The sequence below is a fragment of the Aeromonas sp. FDAARGOS 1410 genome (assembly GCF_019048745.1).
Lineage (GTDB): Bacteria > Pseudomonadota > Gammaproteobacteria > Enterobacterales > Aeromonadaceae > Aeromonas > Aeromonas jandaei.
In genome coordinates this window covers 4,001,735-4,023,826 of the sequence record NZ_CP077401.1, presented here as the reverse complement: position 1 = coordinate 4,023,826, position 22,092 = coordinate 4,001,735, and the positions used below count along the sequence as shown (strand labels likewise).

General features: G+C 60.4%; 21 protein-coding genes. 9 read left to right on the top strand and 12 right to left on the bottom strand.

Going from position 1 to position 22,092, the window contains the following annotated elements; all coding sequences use genetic code 11:
* Positions 1–222: 222 nt before the first annotated feature.
* Complete coding sequence (locus I6L40_RS18675; RefSeq protein WP_216994696.1) at positions 223–1,095, bottom strand: Tim44 domain-containing protein; 873 nt, start codon at positions 1,093–1,095, stop codon at positions 223–225.
* Positions 1,096–1,230: 135 nt separating this feature from the next.
* Between I6L40_RS18675 and I6L40_RS18670 the strand changes: the two genes are divergently transcribed.
* The 4 genes from I6L40_RS18670 to I6L40_RS18655 all read left to right on the top strand — a co-directional run bounded on the left by I6L40_RS18670 (position 1,231) and on the right by I6L40_RS18655 (position 4,536).
* Positions 1,231–1,380 carry a hypothetical protein gene (locus I6L40_RS18670; protein ID WP_216995458.1) on the top strand — a complete coding sequence of 50 codons (150 nt, stop codon included), beginning with the start codon at positions 1,231–1,233 and terminating at the stop codon, positions 1,378–1,380.
* 77 nt (positions 1,381–1,457) lie between these two features.
* Positions 1,458–2,852 carry a replicative DNA helicase gene (gene dnaB, locus I6L40_RS18665; protein WP_041210543.1) on the top strand — a complete coding sequence of 465 codons (1,395 nt, stop codon included), beginning with the start codon at positions 1,458–1,460 and terminating at the stop codon, positions 2,850–2,852.
* Between the two features lie 191 nt (positions 2,853–3,043).
* Complete coding sequence (gene alr, locus I6L40_RS18660; RefSeq protein WP_043850337.1) at positions 3,044–4,117, top strand: alanine racemase; 1,074 nt, start codon at positions 3,044–3,046, stop codon at positions 4,115–4,117.
* Positions 4,117–4,536, top strand: a complete 420-nt coding sequence (locus tag I6L40_RS18655; protein ID WP_058058222.1) for a secondary thiamine-phosphate synthase enzyme YjbQ — start codon at positions 4,117–4,119, stop codon at positions 4,534–4,536. The genes alr and I6L40_RS18655 overlap by 1 nt, the downstream gene beginning before the upstream one ends.
* A 120-nt stretch (positions 4,537–4,656) precedes the next feature.
* Here the strand turns inward: I6L40_RS18655 and pepE are convergent, their stop codons facing one another.
* The 8 genes from pepE to I6L40_RS18615 all read right to left on the bottom strand — a co-directional run bounded on the left by pepE (position 4,657) and on the right by I6L40_RS18615 (position 14,587).
* The gene (gene pepE / locus I6L40_RS18650; protein WP_071914629.1) at positions 4,657–5,394 is read right to left on the bottom strand and encodes a dipeptidase PepE; all 738 of its coding nucleotides are present in this window, start codon (positions 5,392–5,394) and stop codon (positions 4,657–4,659) included.
* Positions 5,395–5,607: 213 nt separating this feature from the next.
* Positions 5,608–7,416, bottom strand: a complete 1,809-nt coding sequence (locus tag I6L40_RS18645; protein ID WP_071914626.1) for a carbon starvation protein A — start codon at positions 7,414–7,416, stop codon at positions 5,608–5,610.
* Positions 7,417–7,629: 213 nt separating this feature from the next.
* Positions 7,630–8,367 (bottom strand): two-component system response regulator BtsR, encoded by a 738-nt coding sequence (gene btsR / locus I6L40_RS18640; RefSeq protein ID WP_071914624.1) that lies wholly within the window; start codon positions 8,365–8,367, stop codon positions 7,630–7,632.
* The gene (locus tag I6L40_RS18635; RefSeq protein ID WP_071914622.1) at positions 8,361–10,055 is read right to left on the bottom strand and encodes a sensor histidine kinase; all 1,695 of its coding nucleotides are present in this window, start codon (positions 10,053–10,055) and stop codon (positions 8,361–8,363) included. Before I6L40_RS18635 ends, btsR begins: the two co-directional genes overlap by 7 nt.
* A gap of 246 nt (positions 10,056–10,301) precedes the next feature.
* A complete protein-coding gene (locus I6L40_RS18630) occupies positions 10,302–11,681 on the bottom strand; it encodes an endonuclease/exonuclease/phosphatase family protein (protein WP_071914620.1) in 1,380 nt (459 codons plus the stop codon).
* 214 nt (positions 11,682–11,895) lie between these two features.
* Positions 11,896–12,696, bottom strand: coding sequence for a heme ABC transporter ATP-binding protein (locus tag I6L40_RS18625; protein WP_071914619.1), 801 nt, complete (start codon positions 12,694–12,696; stop codon positions 11,896–11,898).
* Between the two features lie 11 nt (positions 12,697–12,707).
* Positions 12,708–13,739, bottom strand: coding sequence for an iron ABC transporter permease (locus I6L40_RS18620; RefSeq protein WP_071914618.1), 1,032 nt, complete (start codon positions 13,737–13,739; stop codon positions 12,708–12,710).
* Positions 13,736–14,587 carry a hemin ABC transporter substrate-binding protein gene (locus I6L40_RS18615; RefSeq protein WP_216994695.1) on the bottom strand — a complete coding sequence of 284 codons (852 nt, stop codon included), beginning with the start codon at positions 14,585–14,587 and terminating at the stop codon, positions 13,736–13,738. The genes I6L40_RS18620 and I6L40_RS18615 overlap by 4 nt, the downstream gene beginning before the upstream one ends.
* Before the next feature lie 167 nt (positions 14,588–14,754).
* Here I6L40_RS18615 and hutX point away from each other — a divergent pair, with 167 nt between their 5' ends.
* Both hutX and hutZ read left to right on the top strand, forming a co-directional pair.
* Complete coding sequence (gene hutX, locus I6L40_RS18610; RefSeq protein ID WP_071914616.1) at positions 14,755–15,267, top strand: heme utilization cystosolic carrier protein HutX; 513 nt, start codon at positions 14,755–14,757, stop codon at positions 15,265–15,267.
* Positions 15,264–15,821: a heme utilization protein HutZ gene (gene hutZ / locus I6L40_RS18605; protein ID WP_041210555.1), complete on the top strand. Its 558-nt coding sequence runs from the start codon at positions 15,264–15,266 to the stop codon at positions 15,819–15,821. Before hutX ends, hutZ begins: the two co-directional genes overlap by 4 nt.
* A 77-nt stretch (positions 15,822–15,898) precedes the next feature.
* Here the strand turns inward: hutZ and I6L40_RS18600 are convergent, their stop codons facing one another.
* From I6L40_RS18600 to I6L40_RS18590, 3 genes are read right to left on the bottom strand one after another with little or no spacing between them, the layout of a single operon-like run.
* Positions 15,899–16,282, bottom strand: a complete 384-nt coding sequence (locus tag I6L40_RS18600; protein ID WP_071914615.1) for a hypothetical protein — start codon at positions 16,280–16,282, stop codon at positions 15,899–15,901.
* Between the two features lie 38 nt (positions 16,283–16,320).
* On the bottom strand, positions 16,321–16,875 hold the full coding sequence (locus tag I6L40_RS18595) for a cysteine hydrolase family protein (protein WP_071914614.1): 555 nt from the start codon (positions 16,873–16,875) through the stop codon (positions 16,321–16,323).
* Between the two features lie 25 nt (positions 16,876–16,900).
* Positions 16,901–17,869, bottom strand: coding sequence for a ChaN family lipoprotein (locus I6L40_RS18590; protein ID WP_071914694.1), 969 nt, complete (start codon positions 17,867–17,869; stop codon positions 16,901–16,903).
* Positions 17,870–18,050: 181 nt separating this feature from the next.
* Between I6L40_RS18590 and I6L40_RS18585 the strand changes: the two genes are divergently transcribed.
* The 3 genes from I6L40_RS18585 to hcp1 all read left to right on the top strand — a co-directional run bounded on the left by I6L40_RS18585 (position 18,051) and on the right by hcp1 (position 21,915).
* On the top strand, positions 18,051–20,156 hold the full coding sequence (locus I6L40_RS18585; RefSeq protein ID WP_216994694.1) for a TonB-dependent hemoglobin/transferrin/lactoferrin family receptor: 2,106 nt from the start codon (positions 18,051–18,053) through the stop codon (positions 20,154–20,156).
* Positions 20,157–20,272: 116 nt separating this feature from the next.
* A complete protein-coding gene (locus I6L40_RS18580; RefSeq protein ID WP_083593539.1) occupies positions 20,273–21,169 on the top strand; it encodes a LuxR family transcriptional regulator in 897 nt (298 codons plus the stop codon).
* Positions 21,170–21,396: 227 nt separating this feature from the next.
* On the top strand, positions 21,397–21,915 hold the full coding sequence (hcp1, locus tag I6L40_RS18575) for a type VI secretion system effector Hcp1 (RefSeq protein ID WP_010634242.1): 519 nt from the start codon (positions 21,397–21,399) through the stop codon (positions 21,913–21,915).
* The last annotated feature ends 177 nt before the right edge of the window (positions 21,916–22,092 follow it).

The window sequence follows — 22,092 nt, the reverse complement described above, 5'->3', positions numbered from 1 at the left end:
TAAAGGCACAAGGGGATGCACATCCTGCCACTGTAAATTCAATTTATAGGTTTTGCTGAAATGGCATCATTTTGACTTATACCAAACCGGTGGCAGAAGAGAGGCTCTGCCAGATCCGTTTATTGGCCCTGACAAGCCCTCCGCCGATTTTTGTGGCGATAGCGTGAGCAAAAAAAGAGGCAGCCGGATGGCTGCCTCTGCGGTTTTTCATGAACGCTGCGATTACAGCTGCTCGATACCAACGATATGCCAGGGGGCATTGTTCTTGGCCAGATCGCGTTCGAGGTGCCACACCTCTTTGATGTCTTCCTCGACCTGCTCCTGGCGGTCCATGTAGCGGCCGCTGAAGCGCACGCTCACCTGGGCCCAGTCGCTGCCGTAGTCGGCGCGCACCAGCTGGGTGTCGACATACATCACTTCGGTATGCTGGTCGCCAGTCAGTTCGGCGCGCTCGGCTTTGAGCTGCTCGAACAGCTCGGGGCTGACGTACTCGCGCACTTTTTCCAGATCGTTCTTGTTCCACGCCTCTTGCAGGGTGCGGTAGTGGTCGCGGGCACCGGCCAGGAAGCCGTTCATGTCAAAGCCCGGCGGCAGGCGGAACGGCACATCGCTGTCGGCAAAGCCGGTCGCTTGCGGGGCGCTGTGGCTCTGCTCGAACTGCTGCGGGGCCGCGCTCTGGGGCGGCTGATAGCCGGCATAGGCCGTCTGTTGCGGTTGTGGCGCTCCCATCTTGCCCCGGCGCATGGCCCGGAACAGGAATACGGCACCCAGTGCCAGCAGGGCGATCAGCAGGAAGTCCATCCCTTGCAGACCTTCAAAGGCGCCGCTGCCCAGCAGGTAGGCAAACAGGCCACCGGCCAGCAGACCGCCCAGCAGACCGCCCAGCAGACCACCCATCATGCCGCTCTTTTTCGGCGGGGTCTGGGCACCCAGGGTCGGGTTCTTGTTGTCGACCGGTTTGGCCGCAGGCTGTGCCGGCGCTGTCTTGTAACTTTTGCCAAAGGATTTGCCGCCACCAAACTTCTTGGCCTCGGCGTGCGGTGCCCCCAGGCCGATGGCCAGGATCATGGCAAACAGGGTCAGCATCTTTTTCATTTTGACTCTTTCACTCTCGTCTGTAGTTGGGGCATGCTCTGCTTAGGCAAGCTCAGCAAGGCGCATGGCAGGCTGCCTGTCCCTAAATGTGTCGCAGCTTGTATTCATCAATATCACCTCTGGCATGAATTATTCATGAACGAGATTGCCGCGATGCGGCGTCAAACAAGAGGAGTAAACCGGATGAAAAGCAGAAGATTGAGTCGCAAGGAGCGCAAAATGCGAAGCAAAATCAAAATGGTCAAGGCTGAGCAGACCCTGGTCTGGCCCTTTATGATGGTATGAGCCGCCAGATAGGGCTCGCCGTAGTTGGCTTTCTTTTGTAAAATTCCCGTCCCCTTCCCGCTGCGGTTTTTATGTGTATGGCAGAGCAAGTGACGGCGAAAAAAGACGCCAAGACACAACAGCTGAAAGTTCCCCCCCACTCTTTTGAGGCCGAACAGTCCGTACTGGGCGGCCTGATGCTGGATAACGACGCCTGGGATCGGGTCGCCGAGCGGGTGATCGACAAGGATTTCTACAGCCGTCCGCACCGGTTGATCTTCCAGGCCATGACCCGCCTCTCCAACGCGGGCAACCCCATCGACCTCATCACCCTGCAGGAGGAGCTGGAGCGTTCCGAACAGCTGGAGGAGGCAGGTGGCTTCGCCTATCTGGTGGAGATCGCCAAGAACACCCCGAGTGCCGCCAACATCAACGCCTACGCCGAAATCGTGCGCGAGCGGGCGGTGGTGCGGGAGATGATCTCTGTCGCCAACGAGATCGTCGAAGCGGGCTACGAGCCGCAGGGCCGAACCTCCAACGATCTGCTCGATCTGGCCGAGAGCAAGGTATTCCAGATCGCCGAGCAGCGCACCAGCGCCAACGAAGGCCCCCAGCCGCTCAAGCTGATCCTCGAGCAGACTGTCGACAAGATTGAAGAGCTGTTCAAGACCCCGCACAACGGGGTGACCGGTGTATCCTCGGGCTACAACGATCTGGACAAGATGACCGCCGGTTTGCAGCGCTCGGATCTGGTCATCGTCGCCGCCCGTCCCTCCATGGGCAAGACCACCTTTGCCATGAACCTCTGTGAGCATGCGGCCCTCACCGCCGACAAGCCGGTGCTTATCTTCTCGCTGGAGATGCCCTCCGAGCAGATCATCATGCGTATGCTCGCCTCGGTGGGTCGTATCGACCAGACCAAGGTGCGTACCGGTCAGCTCGACGACGAGGATTGGGCCCGTCTCTCCTCCACCATGGGGTTGCTGCTGGAGAAGGGCAAGATGTATATCGATGACTCCTCCGGCCTGACCCCGACCGAAGTGCGCTCGCGCGCCCGTCGGGTGGCACGGGACAACGGCGGCATCAGCATGATCATGGTGGACTACCTGCAGCTGATGCGGGTACCCAGCCTCTCCGACAACCGGACTCTGGAGATCGGTGAAATCTCCCGCTCCCTCAAGGCGCTGGCCAAAGAGCTGCAGTGCCCGGTGGTGGCGCTCTCCCAGCTCAACCGAAGTCTGGAACAGCGGGCCGACAAGCGTCCGGTCAACTCGGATCTTCGTGAATCGGGCTCCATCGAGCAGGATGCGGACTTGATCATGTTTATCTATCGTGATGAGGTTTATCACGATGACAGCCCTGACAAGGGGATTGCCGAGATCATCATCGGCAAGCAGCGTAACGGCCCCATCGGAAGAGTGCGTCTCACCTTCCAGGGGCAGTTCTCCCGGTTCGACAACTACGCCGGCCCGGCGTTTGACGACGATTATTGATGTAAACCCAAGGTGATGGCGATTTCGTCATTACCACGACTGCCCTGATCGATAGCCAGTCATTGGCTGCCGCTCAGGGCCTGTTTTCCCGGTTCGACAATTATGCCGGTCCGGCCTTCGACGACGATAAGTGAGTGGCGGTCTTCTGCCCGATGAGGGGGAGACCATTTGTGCCCTCGTAAGGGAAAACCATGAAAGCGGCTACTGCCCAAATCAACACTGCGGCCTTGCGCCACAACCTAGCCGTGGTCAAGCGCCACGCTCCCGCTTGCAAGATCATCGCTGTGGTCAAGGCCAACGCCTATGGCCACGGACTGCTGCCGGTCGCCCGCACCCTGGTGGATGCGGATGCCTACGCGGTGGCCCGTATCGAAGAGGCGCTGATGCTGCGCTCCTGCGCCGTGGTCAAACCCATCGTGCTGCTGGAGGGCTTCTTCTCCGCCGACGATCTGCCGGTGCTGGCGGCCAACAACCTGCAGACGGCGGTTCACACCTGGGAACAGCTCGAAGCGCTGGAGCAGGCCGAGCTGCCAGCCCCTGTGGTGGCCTGGCTCAAGCTCGACACCGGTATGCATCGGCTCGGGGTACGGGCCGACGAAATGCCTGCCTTTATCGAGCGCCTTGCTAAGTGCAAGAACGTGGTGCAGCCGTTCAACATCATGACCCACTTCAGCCGCTCCGATGAGCTGGAGCAGCCCACCACCCGCGAGCAGATCGACTTGTTCAGCAAGTTGACCGCGCCGCTCCTGGGCGAGCGGGCCATGGCCAACTCGGCGGGCATTCTGGCCTGGCCGGACTCCCACTGCGACTGGGTGCGCCCCGGTGTCATCCTCTATGGCGTGTCGCCATTCCCCAACACGGTGGCAGCCGATTACGATTTGCAGCCGGTGATGACCTTGAAGACCCAGCTGATTGCGGTGCGGGATCACAAGGCGGGCGAGCCGGTGGGCTACGGTGCCAACTGGGTGGCGGATCGCGATACTCGCCTCGGCGTGATCGCCATCGGCTACGGTGACGGCTATCCGCGCATGGCGCCCAACGGCACATCCGTGCTGGTCAACGGCCGCATCGTGCCGCTGGTGGGGCGTGTCTCCATGGATATGAGCACTGTCGATCTGGGCCCGGGCGCGACCGACAAGCCCGGCGACGAGGCGGTACTGTGGGGCGAGGGGTTGCCGGTGGAGCGGGTGGCCGATGAGATTGGCACCATCCCCTACGAGCTCATCACCAAGCTCACCTCCCGCGTCTTTATGGAGTACGTCTGATGTGGCAGCAGTGCCTGCTGACTCTGAAGCCCCGTTCGCGGGGCTTTCATCTGGTGACCGACGAGCTGGTGGCCAAGCTGCCGATGCTGGCGGATTACCGGATTGGCATGGCGCACCTGCTGCTGCAACACACCTCCGCCTCGCTCACCCTCAACGAGAATTGCGACCCCAGCGTGCGCAGCGATATGGAGGCCCATCTGCACCGGCTGGCGCCGGAGGATGCCCCCTACTATCGCCACACCTATGAGGGGCCGGATGACATGCCCGCCCACATCAAATCCTCCCTGCTCGGGGTGAGCCTGCAGCTGCCGATCCGCGATGGTCAGCTGGCGCTCGGCACCTGGCAGGGGATCTGGCTTGGTGAGCATCGTGTCGATGGCGGCGCCCGTAAGGTGCTGGTGACCCTGCAGGGTGAGTAAGCAGGCTGCAACCAGCTGAAAGATGACGATAAAAAAGAGGGATGGCATTGAGCCATCCCTCTTTTGTTTTTACGGTTTCGCGAGCTATCCGCTTGTCAGTGGCACGGCGCTCTGCGTGGCTCAACCGACCTTGAAGGGGGTCAGTTCGGCCAGCGGGGTTGCGTCCATAAAGGCTTGCGGCTCCTGACCGTGTTTGAAGATCTTGAAGTCCTGCTCGCGTGCGCTCCAGTACTCCAGACGCTCGCTGCCGTTTTCTCCGGTGATTTGCAGCAGGCTCGCTTCACGCAGGGCCACCACGTGCTCGCTCGGGTTGATGGCGCAGAACTCGGCCAGACGCTCGTCGCGGGTCTCGCCCATGTGGCCGCTGATGCTGGCGTCCAGATAGTGCGGGTTGATCTGCAGCGGGAACAGGCCCAGCGCCGGCAGTACGGCGGCGCTGCAAACCGGCATGTCGTTGGTGGTACGGATGCTCGGGGTCGCCACGTTGCAACCGGCGCTCCAGCCCACATAGGGGACACCCCGCTCGCGCACGGCACGCTGGATCGGCACGATCAGGCCGTTTTCATGCAGCATCTGGTTGAGGCGCCAGGTGTTGCCGCCGCTGATAAAGATGGCGTCCGCCTGATTGATGGCATCAACCGGATCATCGAAGTGGTGGATGCTGATGGCATCGACTCCCAGACTCTCCTGCAGCTCGTTGGCACGGGCATCCCAGTCGCTGCGGATCACCGCGTAGGGGATGAGCAGGATGCGCTTGACCTGTTTGCGCGCGAGCAGGCTTTGAACCCGATCCCGGGCCCAGCCGAGCAGACCCGGAAATTCGTTGGCTTTACCGTTGCTAAGCAGAAGCAGTTCCATCAAATCGTTCCTCAAAAAGTGAAAGCGGAGGAGAGGCCACCCCGGTTTGCCGTCGGCCAGCAGGGTGACAGGAGCGGGCATACTACCACTTTCGGATAGACGGTTCTGTGATCGGGGGGCTCATTAATGAGTTGTTCCTCAATGAGTCCGCATGAAAATCACCACATAAACAGAGGCCCCGCTTGTGCGGGGCCTTGGTCATGGTCGGGATGATCAGGAGGCGGTTGCCTCGACCACCTTGTAGGAGGGCTGCTGGCGCAGCTTCCACAACTCGCTCCACTTGCGCAGGGCAGAGAGCAGGATCAGCATCCCCAGCACCAGCATGATGAGGGAGATGATGCCGTTCATCGGGTTGTAGCCCTTGGCGGCCGAGTTGAAGTAGACGTTGCTCATCATCCAGTAGGCGGCGTAGTTGACGGTGACGAACAGGTAGGCCAGCGGGATCAGGCAGGTCAGCATGTAGCGGCGCTTGCTGGCCAGTCGCAAGATGATGGTGGCACCGATGATGAGGCCCACCGAGGCCATCAGCTGGTTCGATACCCCGAACAGCGCCCACACAGATCCGATATCACCGGACATCAGCAGGTAACCCCACATCACGCAGGCGAGTACGCTGGCGCCGATGGCACCCGGCATCCAGTCGATGCGTTTGAGGGGCGGGTAGAACTCGCCGAAGAAGTCCTGAATGAGGTAGCGGGAGACCCGGGTACCGGAGTCAACGGCGGTCAGGATGAACACCGCTTCGAACATCACCACGAACTGGAAGAAGTAGGAGGCGAGGTTACTGAACCAGGGCACCTTGGTGAAGATGTAGGACATGCCCACCGCCAGGGTGACGGCGCCGCCGGTGCGGCCGTTCAGGTCCATGCCGATCTCCTGGGAGAGGAACGGCAGATCCACCACCTGCATCCCCAGTTTGGCGAAGGCTTCCGGGGTGGCGTTGATGGCGAAGTAGTCAGCCGGGTGCAGGGCTGTGGCAGCGATCAGCGCCATCACGCCCACCACGCACTCGGCCAGCATGGCACCGAAGGCGACCGGCAGGATGTCGTTCCACTTGTCCACCAGTTTCGGGGTGGTGCCGGAACCGATAAAGGCGTGGAAGCCGGAGATGGCGCCACAGGCGATGGTGATTGAGATAAATGGCCAGACCGGGCCGCCCAGTACCGGGCCGCCGCCGTGGACGAACTGGGTCATGGCGGGGAACTGGATCTCCGGGTTGATGCAGATGACACCGATCACCAGCGCGCCGAACACGCCGATCTTCATAAAGCTGGAGATGTAGCCGCGCGGGGTGAGCAGCAGCCAGACCGGCAACGCGGTGGCGAAGAAGGCGTAGATGGGCAGTGCCAGACTGATGGTCTCGGCACGCAGGGTCAGCCAGGCACCGAAGGCGCTCTCCTGCACGTAGGGGCCGAAGAAGACGCAGGCCAGCACGGCGATGAAGCCCACCCAGGAGGCGGCTTGCAGGTTACCGGTCAGCTTGTGCCAGATCCCCACCACCATGGAGATGGGGATGGTCATGAAGACGGCAAACACGCCCCAGGCGTTACGCTCCAGCGCGTGCACCACCACCATGGAGAGACCCGCCATGGTGATGGTGATGATGAAGAGCATCGCAAGGCCGGTACACCAGCCGGCGATGGGGCCAAGCTCGGCCTTGGCCACCTCGGAGAGGGACTTGCCCTGATGCTTCATGGAGGCGAACAGCACGACTGTGTCATGCACAGCACCGCCGATGACGCAGCCGATCAGCAGCCAGAGAAAGCTTGGCAGGTAACCGTACTGGGCGGCCAGTACCGGGCCGACCAGCGGGCCGGCGGCGGCGATGGCCGCGAAGTGCTGGCCGAAGTTGACCCACTTGTTGGTTGGCACATAGTTCTTGCCATCTTCCAGCTGGTGGGAGGGGGTGACTTGCTTGTCGTCAGCCTGCAGCACCTTGCGCACAAAGAACACGCCGTAGAGGCGATATGCAATGGCGAGGATACAGAGGGCCGCAATGACAAAAGTGATTGCGTGTTGCATGGGGGAGTTTCCTTTTCCTGTGGCCAATCTGGCCGGGCTCAGGCTGCACTTTACGCAGGCGACAGGGAAAGGGGAGTGCAGAAAAGGTCAGTGGCAGAGGGCTGCCCGCGAGCGGCAGAAAAGCGGCCCCGAGCGGTTTGAGGGATGAACCGGCGGGCGTGGCAAGCGGGTGAGTGGTAACGGGCAGGGGGGCGGGGTGAGTGGCCCGCCCCCTCAGGGGATCTCCAACAGCTCCTTGAGGGGCTTGAGGTAGCGGCGGCTCACCGGCACCTTGTGGCCGCCCTGAGTCACCACTTCCGCCAGCCCGCCCTCCAGCAGCAGGATTTCGCGGATCTGGCCCGGGTTGAGCAGGTACTGGCGGTGACAGCGCACGAAGCCGGTCTTCTCCTCCAGGGTGCGCAGGGTCAGCTCGGTGGTGCCCTGCTGCTGGCCGCTGATCACCCGGTTGCCGGTGAGATCGCTGTGGATGAACTCCACCTCGCCAAGAGGCAGCAGCAGAATCCGGTTGTGGCCGCTGCAGGGGATGCTGCGCAGGGGCTGGGCGATGCGGGTCGGATCCGGCAGCGGTTGACCAGCCAGTTCACCTTTTGGCGAAAGCAGCCGGTTGATGCGTTCCAGTGCCTTGTTCATCCGCTCTGCAGTGACCGGTTTGAGCAGGTAGTCGAGGGCGTTCTCCTCAAACGCGCGCAGAGCAAACTCGTCGTAGGCGGTGATGAAGACGATGTGGGGGCGCAAGTCCGGGTCCAGCATGCTCACCAGCTCCAGCCCGTTGATGCGCGGCATCTGGATGTCGAGAAACAGCAGGTCGGGTTTGAGGCGGTGGATGGCGGGCAGCGCCTCCATGGCGTGGGCGCACTCTCCCAGCAGGCGGATATTGCCCGCCTGCTCCAGCAACAGGCGCAGCTCCTCGCGGGCGAGGGGTTCATCGTCAACGATCAGGGCGGTCAGCATGGGCTCTCCTGCAGGGGAAGGGTGATCCTCACCCGGGTTGATTGATGGGGGACGCAGTCGATGGCGACCCCATACTCGGCGCCGTAACGGGCCTTGATGCGCCGATCCACTATGTTCATGCCAAGGCCGCTCCCCTCCTGTTTCGTCTGGTAGAGCCCGGCGTTGTCGCACACCTCCAGCAACACCCGCTGCGCCTCAATCCGGGCGGTCAGGGTCAGCAGGCCGGGTTCGAACATCTGGGAGATGCCGTGCTTGACCGCGTTCTCGACGATGGGTTGCAGGGAGAAGGTGGGCAGCCGGTACTCCAGCAGCGACTCGGGAATATGGATCTGCACGCTCAGGTGCTCGGCGAAGCGGGCCTGTTCGATGTGCAGATAGGCGTTCACATGCTCCAGCTCGTCGGCCAGGGTCACCTCGTCCCCCTGGCGTTTGAGGTTCTTGCGAAAGAAGGTGGAGAGATTGTGCACCAGGGTGCGGGCGCTTTCGGGATCGCGCCGGATCACCGCCGACAGGGTGTTGAGGGCGTTGAACAGGAAGTGCGGGTTGATCTGCGCCTGCAACAGCTTGATCTCCGACTGGGCCAGCAGTCGCTTCTGCTCGTTGTATTTGCCCGCTAGGATCTGGCCGGAGAGCAGCCGGGCAATCCCCTCTCCCAGGGTGCGGTTGATGGAGGAGAAGAACTTGCGCTTGGGCTCGTAGAGTTTGATGGTACCAACCACCGACCCTTCTTCCCCCCGCAGCGGAATGACCAGCGAGGAGCCGAGCCGACACTGGGGATGCAGGTTGCAGCTGTAGGGGATGAGGTTGCCGTCGGCATAGACCACCTCGTTGTGCTGGATCGCCTTGAAAGTGTGGGCCGAGTTGATGGCGGTGCCCGGCAGGTGGTGATCCTCGCCGATGCCGATAAAGGCGAGCAGCTTCTCCCGATCGGTGATGGCCACCGCGCCGACCCCGGTCTCCTCGTAGAGGATGCGCGCCATCTGTTGACACGCCTGCTGGGTGAAGCCCTTGTCCAGCACCCGCATCGCCCGCTCGGCGATCTTGAGGGCGCGGGCAGAGAAGGCGACCGAGTATTTCTCCAGCATGGCGCGGTGATCGAGGATCATCCGCATGAACATGGCGGCCCCCAGGGTATTGGCTACCAGCATGGGGGCTATGATGTTCTCGATAAGGTGGACGGCGTCGTCAAACGGGCGGGCCACTAGCAGAATGATCCCCATCTGCATCAGCTCGGCGATGAGGGCCACCGAGCCCACCACCCAGGGGCTGAACAGCAGATCGAGCCGGTGGCGGGCGACGAAGTGGCGGTGCACCAGTCCGCCGAGCAGCCCCTCGGCGATAGTGGAGAAGGTGCAGGCCAGCGCGGTGAAGCCCCCCAGCGAGTAGCGATGAATGCCGCCGGTGAGCCCTACCAGCAGCCCCACCACCGGGCCGCCGACTATGCCCCCCAGCACGGCGCCGATGGCGCGGGTATTGGCGATGGAGTCCTCGACCCTGAGGCCAAAGTAGGTACCCATGACGCAGAAGCCGGAGAAGATGAGGTAGCAGAGGATCTTGTGGGGCCAGCTCAGGGTCACCTGAGTGAGGGGCATGAACAGCGGCGTCTTGGAGAGCAGCCAGGCGATCACCAGATAGACGCAGAGCTGCTGGAACAGCGAGATCACCAGAGTGAATTGTTCAAACGCCACGGCTCATTGCCCCGGTAATGGTTGGTCATTTAATGGACGCGGAGTATTAGCAAACCCCATACCCCCTTGCAAGGCAGGGGTATCGGAATGGTGGCGTAGCGCACGATTTGCCGAATCGTCTGCCGTAGTGGCGGGCGGTAACTGTCTGGTTACTCAGCATGGAGTCTGAGCTGGCGGCAGACGAGGTGATATGGCGGGCACAAAAAGGGGGCCAGAAGGCCCCCGAATTGACGGTCAGTGGGTAGCTCAATCGAGTTTCAGATCGACCCAGACCATACGGTGATCCGAACTGACTCCCTTGGCGATGCCGAGTTTCGCATCATAGACCAGGTGGTAACCCGCCTCGAAGCTGGCCGGCCAGTAGACACCACTCTTCACTGCGTTGAGATTCGCTGAGGGGATGACGTGATCCAGCTGCAGCACGCTGGTGTTGGTGATCCGCTCCGGGTTGGGACGATTGAGGTTGCGTTTGCAGTCGGTCCCCTTGCTGACACACTCCGGGCCTCCTTCGCTGACCGGGATCAGGGTGCCATTGGTGATGGCCTGATTCATCAGCGGGTTGTTCAGCAGATCCTGAATGGCAGTCAGGTCACCGTCGCCAGTGAGCGGATCGGCATTGAGATCGCCGGCGATAACAAACTTGGCGTTTTTGGCCAGTCCACCCTTGGTGCCCTTGTCATCGGTCATGTAGTTGAGACCCTTGACGTAGTCGTTCCAGAAGGCGATCTCGGCGCGGTTGTGCTTGACGGTGTGACGCGCTGCGTTGGCAAAAATCGGCGGAGTCGGGTGGGAGATCAGGAAGTGGATCACCTCTTCCCCCTTCTCAGTTTTTATCCGCACCGGCACATCGGCGTGGTTCTTGGAAGATAGCGGGTACTTCTGCCACACCTCATCGGCATACCAGGCATCGCCGCATTCACGATATGGGTTTTTGACCCCGTTCTTGTCGAACAGCTTTTTGCAGTCATCGATGACGGGGTTCTTCTCGCCCGGCATATCCTTCCACTTGAAGTTCTGGAAGGTGCGGATCTGCTTGGTGTCGATGGGATATTTGGACATCACCGCAAAGGCGTACTGGCCGTGGTAGTTGCCAAAGCCCCAGGCATCATCGGGGCCGTTGTTGACCTTGCCGTCGAGGTTGAGGTCATAACCGCTCATCAGACCGGTATTGGTGGCGAAGTTTTGCAGCACCGGATAGCTGATGGCGGTTACTCCATCGCGCTGGGCATGGGCCAGATAGTTGTCATTGAAGGCTTTCAGGTCGGCGGTGTTTTCACCTTTGCCATCGTTGTCGAATTCGTTGAGCAGGAAGACATCCGGGCGGGTGCGCTGGATTATTTCCGCGACATTGCGGATCTGCTGTACGCGTTTGGCTTTGATTTCTGCAGCGCCACTCAGGCGACCTTCGGTAAGCTGGGTCAGCAGCTCATCCTGTGCGGAGCGGGTCAGTGCCAGCTCACCGGTCAGTTCGCCAGCGTTATCGCGGTCAAAGGAGAGGTTGAAGGTGGCAAAACGGACCATGGAGTTGGGAGCCTTTGCTTCGTTGTTGTCGGTATCACTGTTGCAGCCTGCCAGCATCCCGAGGGAAATGGCGGCGGCCAGTAGGGTCTTGTTGATATTTTTCATTGCAATTATTCCGTAGCATCAATGAGTTATGCCTTCTGTGAGGCTGCGCCATTATAGAGATCGCTCAAAACTACGGGATGTTTGTCTGGCCAAAGTGTGAGGCTATTCACAGCCAGTTTGGGTCGATGATGAATATTGGCTGGCCTGTATGACTCGGGGTAAATCAGGTCACTTCGGCCCGAGTTGCGGTAAGGGACGACAGTTTTCCAATCCCCTACACCACCATCGGCAGGCCGCTTTCTGGATGGTGGAGCACCTGAGCCGGATAGCCGTAGAGGCGGGAGATAAGCTCGGGGGTGAGCACTTCGCCCGGTGTGCCATCAGCCATCAGTTTACCCCGTTCCAGCATCACCAGCCGGTCGGCATAGCGGGCCGCCAGATTGAGATCGTGCAGCACCACCAGCACGGCGGTGTTGCTGCTGGCCAGCGCCCGGGCCATAGCCAGCAGCTGGTGCTGATATTTCAGATCGAGGGCCGAAGTGGGCTCATCGAGCAGCAGCAGCCGTGGTTGTTCCGATTGCTCGGGTGAATCAGGGGCTTGCCAGATCTGGGCCAGTACCCGGGCAAACTGCACTCGCTGCCGCTCGCCGCCGGAGAGCCCGGGATAGAGCCGTTTGGCCAGATGTTCGACCCCCGCATGGGCCATGGCGGCGGCCACTATCTCCTCCTTGCGGCGAGCGGGTTCGCTGTGGGGCAGGCGTCCCATGGCCACCACCTCTTCACAGAGAAAGGGGAAGTTGAGCGACGAGCTCTGCGGCAGCACCCCGAGCCGGTGGGCCAGCTGGCTGCTATCCCACAGCTGACGCTCCCGGCCAAACAGGGTGATGGTGCCTTCATGGGACAGCTCACCGGTCAGGCATTTTAGCAGGGTGCTCTTGCCCGCTCCGTTGGGGCCGAGCAGGGCGGTCAGGGTGCCGCTGTGCAGAGCGAGATCGAGCCCATCCAGGATCTGGCGCTGGCCACGGCGCAGGCTCAGCCGGGAGCAGGTCAGCAGGGGGGAGGCAAATCGTTCCATAGCAATCCGTGTTAAAGCGCGCGGCGGCTCTTGATTAGCAGCCAGATGAAAAAGGGGGTTCCGAGCAGGGCGGTAATGATGCCGACCGGCAGCTCGGCCGGGGCCAGCAGGGTGCGCGCCAGCATGTCGGCTCCCAGCAGCAGGGCTGCTCCCATCAGGGCGGAGAGGGGAAGCAGTCTGACATGGTTGGGGCCGGCCAGCAGGCGCACCAGATGGGGCACTACCAGCCCGACAAACCCAATCATGCCGGCGACGGCCACCGCCACGCCGACACCGGCGGCGGTGAGCAGAATCATGCGGCGCTTGAGCGCCTGCACATCGATCCCCAGATGACGGGCTTCCCCTTCGCCGAGCAGCAGGGCGTTGAGGGGATTGGCATCGCGCATAAAGAGCCACAGCAGGGCCGCCAGCATAAGCAGCGCCAGCACCATGTCGGCAGGTTTGCCGGCGGCCAGGGTGCCCATCTGCCAGAGGCTGAGATCCCGCAGCATCTGATCGTCGGCGAGATAGCTGAGCAGGCCGATCACCGCGCCCGAGAGCGCCGTGATGGCGACCCCGGCCAGCAGCATGACGGTCACCGAGGTGCCCCCCTCCCGGGTGCCGAGCAGATAGACCAGAGTGGTGGTCAGCGCTCCGCCGAGAAAGGCGAGCAGCGGCAATAGCCCGATGCCGAGCTGCTGTTGCGGCGATTCACCGAGGGGAGCCAGCAGCACGATGGCCAAGGCCGCTCCGAGCGCCGCGCCGCCGGAGACCCCTATGATGCCGGGGTCAGCAAGGGGGTTGCGAAACAGCCCCTGCATCACGGCGCCACAGAGCCCGAGGATCCCGCCGACCGCGATGCAGAGCAGGGTACGAGGGAGCCTAATCTCCTGCACGATCAAAAGCTTGTGGGCCGCAATTCCGCTCCCCTGTCCGGCATAGAGCGCGCGCAGGCTCTCGCTCAGGGTGAGTGCCATCGGCCCGGTTGCCAGTGAACCGAGCAGCAGCAGGGCGAGCGCTGCCGTGGTGAGGGCCAGCAGCCAGGGGAGTGGCAAGCGCATCATGACCCCTGTTTGAGCCACTGGGCGATCTGGTTCGCCTGCTGCAGGGAGTTGAGGCTCAGGCCCCCTTGCAGGGCGTGACCGTCGATGGCGTGAATGGCGTTGCGCTTGCCGGCCGGGGTGGCGGCCAGTGCGGGGACTTCGGCCTGCACCTGGGCCGGGTCGGCATAGCGTTGCCAGTCGCGGCCGCTGACCAGCACCAGATCGGGCTGCATCTCGATAAGGGATTCGGCGGAGACGGGTTTGTAGTTGCGCAGCGTGGCTGCGGTATTGGTGCCGCCAGCCAGCGTAAGCAGGGCGCCGGCGGTGGTGTCGCCCCCGGCAATGCTCACCGGTTGCCCCTTGTGCAGCAGCAAAAAGGCAACCTTGAGCGGCTTGTTCAGTTTGGCTTGTGCCGCCAGCTGCTCGGTCTGGCTCTGGATCTGCTGTTTGAGCTGCTCGCCCGCGCCCTTGTCATCCAGCAGGCTGGCCAGGGTATCAATACGCTCATTGAGGTTGGCCAGAGTCGGTGCTGTTTCCAGCACTTCTACCTTGACCCCGGCACGGCGCAGCTGATCGAGGGTTGGTGCAGGCCCCATCTCGTCGCTGCCGACCACCAGAGTTGGTGCCAGACTGAGGATCCCTTCGGCTGCCAGTGCGCGCTGATAGCCCACCTTGGGCAACCCTTTTGGCAAGGGGCTGCTGACATCGGTCGCAACGAGGCGATCGTCGCCACCGAGCGCCAGAATAAGTTCAGTGGTGGCCGGGCCAATACTGACGATGCGGGTATTGGGCGCTGCGGCAGCATGAGTGAACAGGGGGAGCAGAGAGCTGCTCAGCAGGGTGAGTGCGAGGGCAAGAGGACGGCCCATGCTAACCTCCGACAGTAGGGTGAAACGGGTGTGCCGCCGAGAATATCAAGGGTTTGAATAAAATGCACTGAGAATGATAGCAATTATCAATTGCATTGATTCTGGTGCTTTATTAGAGTAGCCGCCATGATAAACAGCGAGGCGGGTGCCTCGCCGAGGGAGAAACGATGAGCATTGCACAACGCATTCAGGAGATGCTGGAGCAGGATCCCAGCGCTCACCCTTCAACCATTGCGACCCAGCTGGCCGTCAGCGAGTGGGAGGTGGTTCGCCAGCTGCCCGCGGAGCTGGTGACCCTGTTGCCAGCCGATCGCGCACAAGCTCTGCTGGAAGATCTGGCCGACTGGGGCCCGGTAACCACCATCGTCGAGTCGGAAGGTTCCATCTTCGAAGTGAAGGCGCCGTTCCCGAAGGGGAAAGATGCGCGTGGCTACTACAACCTGATGGGGCGCGACGGTGAGCTGCACGGTCACCTCAAGCTCGACAACGTGGCGGGGATTGCGCTGGTCAGCAAGCTGTTCATGGGCAAGGAGGGACACTCCTTCCAGTTCTTCGGCCACTCCGGTCGTTGCATCTTCAAGGTTTATCTCGGCCGCGACGAGAAGCGTCAGTTGCTTGCCGATCAGGTCACCCGTTTTATGGCCCTGCGCCACCCGTCTCAAGAGGAAGTAAAAGCATGAGTGAACGTCAGGAGCGTCTGCAGAACCGCCTGCAACCGGAGATCCGCGAGTTTCGCGACAGCTGCCGTACCCTGCAGCTCGCCACCGTCGACAGCCAAGGCAATCCCAACGCCAGCTATGCACCGTTCGTGCTTCAGGAAGATGGTTACTATGTGCTGATCTCCGAGATCGCCCGCCATGCCCGCAATCTGCAACAGGTACCCCGGGTATCCCTGATGCTGATCGAGGATGAGAGTGGTGCCCGCGAGCTGTTTGCCCGCAAGCGTCTGACCTTTGATGCGGTGGCTGAAGTCGTTGCCCGTGACGACGCTCGCTGGAGCAAGGCTGTGGCGGCGCTGGAGGGGCGTTTTGGCGAGATCATCAAGGGGCTCTCCAACCTCAAGGATTTCAAACTGTTCCGCCTCAAGCCGGAGCAGGGGCTGTTCGTCAAGGGCTTCGGCCAGGCGTTTGCGGTCTCCGGTGACGAGCTGGTGGACTTCGTCCATCTGGTGGAAGGGCACAAGCGCATCGACAACGGTGCCGAGCTCACCAGCCCGGCCGATGCGCCGGTCTGACGGCACGACATCAATTACAACAAAACGGGCAGCCAATTGGCTGCCCGTTTTTTATTGCGTTATCTCGTCCGGATTGCTTAATCCTGCCAGGAGGCCTTGTTGGGGAAGGTGCTGCGATCGGCAGCGGTTGCCGTCTCGTTGCACTCACCCCGCACCTTCCAGGAGGTCTGGCTCAGCACTATGTACCCTTCCCGGCAGTACTTTTTGCTGGCGAGGGTCTGGGTCAGCAGGTTCTCCTGCAATGCTTCCCGCAGCTCCAGCAGGCGCTGGCTCTGGGCGGCAGAGAGGCCGCGCGGCAGGGTATCGTTGGGCGCGGCTTCAAAGGTGAAGCGCTTGCTCCCCTCCTCGTTGATATGGGTCAGGAAGAGGGGCTCGGGCCCGTCATACTTCTGGCCAGGCAAGCTGGAGCAGGCCGACAGCAGGGGAAAGAGCAGCAACAGGGTGGCGGGCAACAGGCGCACGGCAAGACTCCGGTGAGAAACTAAGCGAGGGCGCCAGATTAACATGGCTGCCCAACGGGTGTTACTGCCAGCAGCTCGTCGGTGGTGAGCAGGGTCACACTGCGCCCATTCGGCAGGTCGAGATTGCGCCATATCCAGTTGTGATGCTCGATGATCTGGGGGGCGCCAAGGTGAGGGCGATTGGCGGTGGAGTGAGCATCGCTCAATACGAACACCTCGAAGCCATGAGAGGCTGCGCTGCGCACCGTGGTATCGACGCAGAAATCGGTGTTGCTGCCGCAGAGGATAAGCCTGTCGACCGGCTGTTCTGCCAGCAGAAACGCGAGCTCGGTGTCGAGGAAGCTGTCACATGCGCTCTTGCGTACCCGGCTATCGCTCTTGGCTGGCTGCAGCATACTGTGCAACTGCCAACCCGGGGTGCCGGGCTCCAGTTCGCCACCCGGCAGATCATCATGCTGGATATAGATGACTCGCCCCTGTTGTTGCCTGACATGGGCCGCAGCCCGATTGATATTGGCCAGCACTTGCTGTTGTTGATGATGGGTCTCCTTCATGACCCCTTGCTGCACATCGATGATCAGTAACACATCCATATTGTACCCGCCGTTTCCTTGATGATTAGGGTTGCAGCCACTGGCTGCAGTCACGGCTGCGGGATTGATGCAGCGCGCCCATATCTTGCTTCATCTCGGCACTGTTTTGCCAGCGTTCGGGGAGCGGCATCATCTTTACGGTTACATCGGCGGCTCGGCCCGGGGCTGTCTCTTCCCCGGTTTGCGGGACTACCAATGCCACCTTGAGTGCCGGATTGCGGCTGGCGATGCGACTGGCGATCCCGAGCCCCCCCTCTACATGGAAATTACCGGCGATATGCATGATCTGCTGGCCCGGGTGCTTGGCGAGATAATCCACCATGCTCTCGGCCATGGTGTCGTCCCAGCTGGTCTGGGCGGCGAAACGGCGGGCGTTGCTGTCGGCATCGCCGTGGTGCATGGAGGCCATGAACTTCTGGCGATAGGGGTCATCACCCAGTGTCAGTTGGCGGGCCAGCTGGCTGCGACGTGAGGTGGGCAACTTGTCTAACCAGGCGACTCCTTCCTGACCGACACAGCTCACCAGCGGTTTGGGGGCGTTGGCGGCGATCACCGACATGCGGTGCGTCTTGGCGAACTCCACCAGCGGGCGATAGTCGCTCGGGTAGTTGGGCCAGGCATGCCCTGCGCGGATCAGCGCAGCTTCACCGATCTTGCCTGCCAGATAGGCATCAAGGGTCGCTTGATCGGCCCGGCTGAACTGCTCCATGGAGAGGGTTAGCCCCCGTCCGTGTTGCTCTGCTTGCTGATACAGGGCGCTCAGCAGCTGTGACTGCAACAGGTGAATGGCTGGGTGGGTGTGCAGTTCGCCCACCAGAATGATGTCGGCCTCCGTGAGACGGGCAGTGGCCTGATCCAGAGTCAGGGTTTCCTGCTGCGAATTACTCAACTGATAGTCATAGAGGGTCGCCAGTGGGGGGGATACTGGTGGCTGGCTGGTAGCACAGGCAGCCAGCAGCAGGGGCAGAGCAAGCAGTGGGAGTCGTTTCATCAGTAATCTCGCGGTATAGAGAGGCCCGAACAGGGGTTGTGTCACAGGCATAAAACAGGAAATGGCTGGCAGTGTAAAACTAACAATTCTCTTTTTAAATGATAATGATTCTTTTTTATTGATCTTTGAGTCGGGGTGGGTAAGATGCGGCCTGTTTGATAATAGTTCTCAATAAGGATTCGCTGTGACCCATCAAAACGCACTCTCTCTGGTCGCGCTCGCCGTAGCGGCCGGTCTCTCCTCCCAGGTCTTTGCTGCCACTCAAAAGGCGGATGAAGTCGTGGTCGTCAGCGGCTCACGGATGGAGCAGAAGCTGGAAGATGTCTCCGGCCCCATTTCGGTGATTACCGCCAAACAGATCGAAGAGCAGGTGGTGACTGATGCCGCTGACCTGTTCCGCTATGAACCCGGTGTCGCCGTGCTGGGCGGGCAGGGAGATGCCCAGACCTTCATCATCCGCGGCATGGGTGAGAACCGGGTCAAGGTGGTGCGTGACGGGGTGCGCCAGAACGATGCCTACAGCAAGGGTGGAGTGGGTCAGAGCTACTTCGATACCGACATGATCAAGCAGGTGGAAGTAGCCAAGGGGCCTGCATCCGCGGCTTATGGCTCCGATGCGCTGGGTGGCGTTATTGCCATCACCACCAAGGATGCCAGCGACTTCCTCAAGGGCAAGGATAGCTATCTGGATGTGACCAGCGGTTACGCCTCCAGCAGTCACCAGAAGATGGCTGGTTTTACCGGCGCCCTGCGTACCGGTGACGTGGAGAACCTGCTGCGTTACACCTGGCGCGATGGTGGTGTCACCCAGAACTACGATTCAACCAAGACCGATTTCGATATCGGCACTCACGCCCTGCTGCTCAAGAGCAAGTGGAATCTCTCTGATGAGCAGTTCCTCAAGCTGACCGTCGATTATCTGACCGATGGCGAGGAGCCTGACGCGGTCAAGCTCAACAAGGTCGGTACCGGCACTGCCCGCGTGTTCGAGCAGCCCATCACCGACAAGCAGACCGACAACCTGTCGCTGGTGCTGGATCACGGCATCGCGCTGAATCAGAATTGGGCCGACCGGATGGATACCAAGGTCTACTTCGGACGCACCAAGCAGACGCTGGATCAGTACGCCTCATCCAAATATCCGGTTAACCCGCGCAACCCCTATGTGTTCAAGAACTCTCTCGATCACAACGTGTTCGATCAGAAGAACCTCGGCGCCCAGCTGCAGTTCCACAAGGCGGTGGCCAACCATCGTCTGGCCTGGGGGGCCGAGTATGAGCACACCGACAACGAACGCTCCCGCTACAAGGGGCCGACCAAACCAAATGATTTTGTCGGCTACAACGAGCTGAGCTTCCCGGCTACCACCAGCGAACGTGGCGCCCTGTGGGCCTTCGACGAGATGAAGTTTGGCGAGCGCTGGGTGCTGACACCGGGCGCCCGCTATGACTACTACCGGATGACCCCGGACAATGATCCCGCCTACACCGGTGACCAGTTGCACAAGTTCTCCGAAGGGGAGATCTCGCCCAAGCTCGGACTGGTGTTCAAGGCGCACGAGGCGGCCAACCTGTTTGCCCAGTACAGCCACGGCTTCAAGGCCCCCATGTATGACAGCGCCTTCTCCACCCTGAACCATCAGGCTTACGGCTATCGCATCGAGCCGAACCCGAACCTCAATCCGGAGAGCAGCGACGGCATCGATCTCGGTGTGCGTGGCAGCCACAATGGCTTCAGCTACGAGGTGGCCAGTTTCTACAACAAGTTCGATGATTTCATCGAGATGGTGGAAGTGGGCAAAGAGGGGCGCACCTCTGTCTACCAGTATCAGAACCTGAGCAAGGCGACCACCAAGGGGGTCGAAGCGAAAGCGGATTACTGGCTGACCGATCTGGTCAACGTCTGGGGCAACCTCGCCTACATCGATGGCAAGGATGGTGATGGCAACTACATCAACAGCCTGAGCCCGCTCAACGGCTCGGTCGGCGTTCGTCTGGAGCAGGAGAAGTGGAACTTCAATACGGCGTTGCGCTTTGCCGACGACATGGACAAGGTGCGCAAGGATGCCAAGGGCAACGAGTATGCGAAGGCGGCCGGTTGGGGCGTGGTGGACATGTATGCCCAGTTCAACCCGATGCAGGATCTGCAGCTCAACGTCGGTCTCTTCAACCTGTTTGACAAGGAGTACACCAGCTACGAGCGCATCGCCGGCCGTGATGCGGGTTCTGATAACAGCCTGATGACCGAGCCGGGCCGTAACCTCAGCGCCCGAGTCAAGTACCTATTCTAAAAACGACAACACACGCAGTGAACCCGGACTTGAGTCCACTCCGAATCCCCGCCCTGACAGGCGGGGATTTTTTATGAGGCATCCAGATATTGTGATGCTAACCCGTCACTGAGGCTATGAAAGAAGCATTTTCTTTGCGTAAACAAGATATTGTGCTATTTGTTCCATGCTTAATAACATCTAGAACATTTTGGCAACGGGGAAATGCGCTTTTGACTTCTACATCCCCCCACACTTTCGAGACGACCAACGCACTTGAGCTGATCACCCGGTTCAATGACGCATCCAATGAACAGACAATACTTGCTCTGCTGCGCCAGATCTGCGAGCTGATGGGATTTGACTACTTTCGCTTGGGATTTATCTCGCCCAGCTCCATTCAGCGGCCGGATGTGCGAATCTTCAATGGCTGTCCAGCAGAATGGGTTCAGTACTACAACGAACAAGCCCTTTATACCGTTGATCCGGTTGTCAAAAAAGGTATGGCTCAGAGTACACCGTTACTTTGGGCCAACCTCATTACTGAGTGTTGTGACCTGCAAGACAGCGCCGGGCTGGAAGTGATGCTACTGGCTCAGGAGGCCGGCTTGCGCGATGGCATCACCATCCCCTGGCACGGTGCAAATGGTCATATTGGACTGTTCTCATTGATTACCAGTGAGCCCCGTACCGAACATCAATGGTTGACTGCCATTCCGTTTCTGAGCTGGCTTGCGACCCATATCTTTGAAGCCGTGGCCAGGGTCTGCATTGCAGCCATGCCTCCTCGGGAGATGTTGACTACTCGCGAACTGGAGGTGTGCCAATGGGCTGCAGAGGGCAAACAGGTCAGCGATATTGCCCAGATCCTCGATATCAAACCCAGAACCGTGACTTTCCATCTGGAGAGAATTGCGGAGAAGCTGGGGGCAAGCAGCAAAAATCAGGCGATTTCCTGGGCCCTCAAGCAGGGGGTGGTCAAGCTCAATATTGATGCCGCGCAGGTCGAGAATGTGCTCGATAACAGTGAGTAGTTCTGTTCTAGGCAATCAATTGCTCATCTGGCAGATGAAATGGCTGTCTGTGCGAACTGTGCCGGTCAAAATGTTTTTCTGCGCAATTTATTGCATGGTTGCGCTGTGGGGGTTCAGCCTGCAATGGTTAAGGTGTTGATTTTTAAAAGATAAAAAAATGGCATGGTCGCTGCTAATAGTCTGGTCGAGTGCTATCTCATTTAACCAATCTATTTAGGAGCATACACATGCCAACTCCATGTTATATCAGCATCGAAGGTAAAACCCAGGGCAATATCACCGCCGGTGCCTTCACCTCCGATTCCGTCGGCAACATCTTCGTACAAGGTCACGAAGACGAGATGCTGGTACAAGAGTTCCAGCACGTTGTGACTGTCCCGACCGACCCGCAATCCGGTCAGCCGGCTGGTCAGCGTGTCCACAAGCCGTTCAAGTTCACCGTGGCCCTGAACAAAGCCGTGCCGCTGATGTACAACGCGCTGGCTTCCGGTGAGATGCTGCCGAAAGTGACCCTGAAGTGGTACCGCACCTCCGTTGAAGGCAAACAGGAACACTTCTTCTCCACCGTGCTGACCGATGCCACCATCGTTGACATCGACTGCCAGATGCCGCACTGCCAGGACCCGGCGAAGTCTGACTTCACCCAGCTTATCCAGGTCTCCATGGCTTACCGCAAGATTGACTGGGAACACACCGTTGCCGGTACTTCCGGTGCCGACGACTGGCGTGCGCCCATCGAGGCCTAATCCTCGTTTTGTTACTTTGGTATTCCTTGCAAGTAGTTATGTGTCTTATGGGCCGGTTGCCAAACCGGCCCTCTTAGCCCGTATTTCTCCGGCCCGCTCAGGTAGCCGGAGCTTTTCTGTTTTGCCATCCCTCTGCTGCGCATTCGATTGATGCGGGGGGATGGCAAAGCACTAAAG

Bases quoted from the DNA above. Each gene is read 5' to 3' on its own strand.
- I6L40_RS18675 (WP_216994696.1), bottom strand. From the start codon at position 1,095: ATGAAAAAGATGCTGACCCTGTTTGCCATGATCCTGGCCATCGGCCTG.
- I6L40_RS18670 (WP_216995458.1), top strand. From the start codon at position 1,231: ATGAACGAGATTGCCGCGATGCGGCGTCAAACAAGAGGAGTAAACCGG.
- dnaB (WP_041210543.1), top strand. From the start codon at position 1,458: ATGGCAGAGCAAGTGACGGCGAAAAAAGACGCCAAGACACAACAGCTG.
- alr (WP_043850337.1), top strand. From the start codon at position 3,044: ATGAAAGCGGCTACTGCCCAAATCAACACTGCGGCCTTGCGCCACAAC.
- I6L40_RS18655 (WP_058058222.1), top strand. From the start codon at position 4,117: ATGTGGCAGCAGTGCCTGCTGACTCTGAAGCCCCGTTCGCGGGGCTTT.
- pepE (WP_071914629.1), bottom strand. From the start codon at position 5,394: ATGGAACTGCTTCTGCTTAGCAACGGTAAAGCCAACGAATTTCCGGGT.
- I6L40_RS18645 (WP_071914626.1), bottom strand. From the start codon at position 7,416: ATGCAACACGCAATCACTTTTGTCATTGCGGCCCTCTGTATCCTCGCC.
- btsR (WP_071914624.1), bottom strand. From the start codon at position 8,367: ATGCTGACCGCCCTGATCGTTGACGATGAACCCCTCGCCCGCGAGGAG.
- I6L40_RS18630 (WP_071914620.1), bottom strand. From the start codon at position 11,681: ATGAAAAATATCAACAAGACCCTACTGGCCGCCGCCATTTCCCTCGGG.
- I6L40_RS18625 (WP_071914619.1), bottom strand. From the start codon at position 12,696: ATGGAACGATTTGCCTCCCCCCTGCTGACCTGCTCCCGGCTGAGCCTG.
- I6L40_RS18620 (WP_071914618.1), bottom strand. From the start codon at position 13,739: ATGATGCGCTTGCCACTCCCCTGGCTGCTGGCCCTCACCACGGCAGCG.
- I6L40_RS18615 (WP_216994695.1), bottom strand. From the start codon at position 14,587: ATGGGCCGTCCTCTTGCCCTCGCACTCACCCTGCTGAGCAGCTCTCTG.
- hutX (WP_071914616.1), top strand. From the start codon at position 14,755: ATGAGCATTGCACAACGCATTCAGGAGATGCTGGAGCAGGATCCCAGC.
- hutZ (WP_041210555.1), top strand. From the start codon at position 15,264: ATGAGTGAACGTCAGGAGCGTCTGCAGAACCGCCTGCAACCGGAGATC.
- I6L40_RS18595 (WP_071914614.1), bottom strand. From the start codon at position 16,875: ATGGATGTGTTACTGATCATCGATGTGCAGCAAGGGGTCATGAAGGAG.
- I6L40_RS18580 (WP_083593539.1), top strand. From the start codon at position 20,273: ATGAAAGAAGCATTTTCTTTGCGTAAACAAGATATTGTGCTATTTGTT.
- hcp1 (WP_010634242.1), top strand. From the start codon at position 21,397: ATGCCAACTCCATGTTATATCAGCATCGAAGGTAAAACCCAGGGCAAT.